The following is a 2651-nucleotide window of genomic DNA, read 5'->3' on the forward strand; positions in this document are numbered from 1 at the left end:
CTGATTTCAACGCTGAAAAAGACGAGATTAAATTCATTTTTGGCAATTAAAATCGAATCAAAACGAAATTTTTGCACTCGGGAATTTGATTGATTTTCACTCAGCTGACAATTGATTAAATTATAGAAATCTAAGTTTTGACAAATTCAAAATTTAAGTTCAAAATCGACATTTAATTTGACTCTGGCGATGAAAAATTTATCTGATTTTATTGCGCAAATAAAAATCTAGTACAAACTGAGGTTTAAAAGTAAAACTCAATAATAGTAGCGAATCGAAAATTAATTTTGAGAAATCTAATTTGATTTTGACAATTAAAATAAAAAAAACACGCTCCACAACACTGTGTATACGCAATAGCTGGGTTTGTGACTGAAACCAAAGTTTGAGATAATTTCCTAACTTTGAAATTGAATTGAAAAGATTTAGAATTTTTGCGCGCTACTGCGCATACACGAAAACGTTAGCAAGCACATAAAAAAAATCATTCTCAAAAAAAAATCCGCTGATTTCAACTCTGAGAAATCGAAATTAAATTCATTTTTGGTTATTTAAAATCTAATCAAAAAGGAATTTTTCGCTTGGAAATTAATCTGATATTTACTCGGCTGACATCTGGTTTTAATGAAATATCTGACAATCAAAATCATTGTTTATCCGTGAAATTGCGAGCCGACTTCAAAATAAAATTTGTAGCCGATTTTTTTGCTGACAGTCGATAAACGATAAGTTGGTTTGCTGATTTGTTTTGTGAAATTCGATTTGACTCTGAATCGAGAAATGCGAAAAAAATGCGCTTGCTAACACTGTGTATACGCAATAGCGGGGTTTGTGACTGAAATCAAAGTTTAAGATAATTTGCTAACTTTGAGACTGAATTTAAAAGTTTTAGAATTTTAATGCGCTACTGCGCATACACGAGAACGTTAGCTGTAATTTGACGAAATGAAAAACTGGAATTTAATACTAATATTTTGCGGACTCTACTTGACTTCATTTGGACAAGTTGCGATTATCCAAGATTCTGATGGATATTCAAATGTTAGAAGTGAAAGAAATTCAAATTCAGAAATAGTTCATAAACTGAAAACAGATATTGCTTTTTTTTACAGTGAAGATTATTATGACAAAAAAGTAGAATGGGTAAAAGTTTTTATTCCAAAAAACCTTTATTCTTTTGATTGCCCGGACAAATATTTAGAAGGTTATGTACACAAAAGCCGAATTCAACCTTTAGAAGAGTTAAAGGAATATGACAAGGAAAACTTTACTTTCAAGTTGACGGATAAACCCTTTGAAAAAAAAGATAAAATAATTGACTATGTAGATCAGAAATACGTCTTTGGTATAAATGGACTTCCACCAATCGGAGTTGACGGAAATATACCGAAATTAGAAATAGATAAAATTGAAATCTATTTAAACGGAGAAAAAATTGATGTTTCACCTGCCTTAACAATGGACTTATTTGAATGTGTTGACAATTCAAAAATCTTCAATGTTGGAAACGATTATTTTGTTCAACTAACTTGTAGCGACGGAGCTGGATATTACGAATTAGTTTGGGTGATTGACAAAAATGGAATTAAACAGAGACTAGTTGGCTCAATATATTAAAAAACTACAGCTAACAACGGCTATAATGCATTGCGGGTTGGAATTTTCTGTTGAAAATTCCAGTTAAAATAGTATTTTCGTTTACCAGCGAAATAATTCTGCGAATGATTCCGCAACGACATCATAGCCAAAACCGTTGTAGCACATTTAAGAAAACTCATCTAATCCATTAAAATTCAATGACTGATAAAGAAATAATTTCAGAATTTAATAATCTCGTCGCTCGAAAAGTTAAAGAATACGGACTCAAAGAAGATGCTGATAAAATAAAATCTGACCCATTTTTTATCGGAGAAAAAGCAAAAGACTCAAGACTTGATTTTAATATAACTACGGACATCGGATTTATTCATTCCGATTTGATTTTTACGACAGGTCTTTTGTTTACTTTAAAGCCACACATAAATAATCCCTTGAAAGAAACTGTTTTCTTAAAAGGAAAAGAATATAGCACTTATCGACAAAATATGTACGATTCGTTTTATTCAATGTATGCGAGTGTTTGCTTTGAAAAACTATATAATTTTTGGGATAGAATTGGAGACAAAATAGCAAATGAATTTCCTGAAAAATTTCCGAATCCAAAAAGAGTAATGTTTGCAAACGTAATCGATAATCTGAAAGACGATTTTGAGTCAGATGAGAATTTTGAATGGATAATTGATTTTAGAAATAGCGATTTCAAAGATTTTAATAACAAACGAAAGTTAGTAGTTCACTACGAACAAATTGAGACAAAATATAAAGAAGCGATTTTGGATAATACAGGAGATATGAAAAAAATAGAAGAGATATTTTTGGAAAAATCAACCCTACCAGAATTTTTCAAAAAGCATATCGAACTTACTAACGAAGGAATTGTAAAAACATATGGATTCATTAAGAATATGACGTAAAAAAACGTGCTACAACAACGTATATAGCTCATAGCTAATCAGTTGCTTAAACGAAATTAAGGCATATTTGGAAAGTCGCCAAATTTTTAAATTTGACGATTTCCAATAAAAAAGATAAATAGTAAAATTTAAAAATCT

Annotated in this window: 2 protein-coding genes; both read left to right on the forward strand. The window is 30.2% G+C overall.

All coding sequences use genetic code 11. The features are described from left to right. Positions 1-945: 945 nt before the first annotated feature. Positions 946-1617 (forward strand): hypothetical protein, encoded by a 672-nt coding sequence (locus tag EIG86_RS06180; protein WP_127845295.1) that lies wholly within the window; start codon positions 946-948, stop codon positions 1615-1617. A 179-nt stretch (positions 1618-1796) separates the two neighbouring features. Further along, complete coding sequence (locus EIG86_RS06185) at positions 1797-2513, forward strand: Cthe_2314 family HEPN domain-containing protein (protein ID WP_127845296.1); 717 nt, start codon at positions 1797-1799, stop codon at positions 2511-2513. The last annotated feature ends 138 nt before the right edge of the window (positions 2514-2651 follow it).

Source organism: Psychroflexus aestuariivivens, from assembly GCF_004010055.1.
GTDB classification, from domain to species: Bacteria; Bacteroidota; Bacteroidia; order Flavobacteriales; family Flavobacteriaceae; genus Psychroflexus; species Psychroflexus aestuariivivens.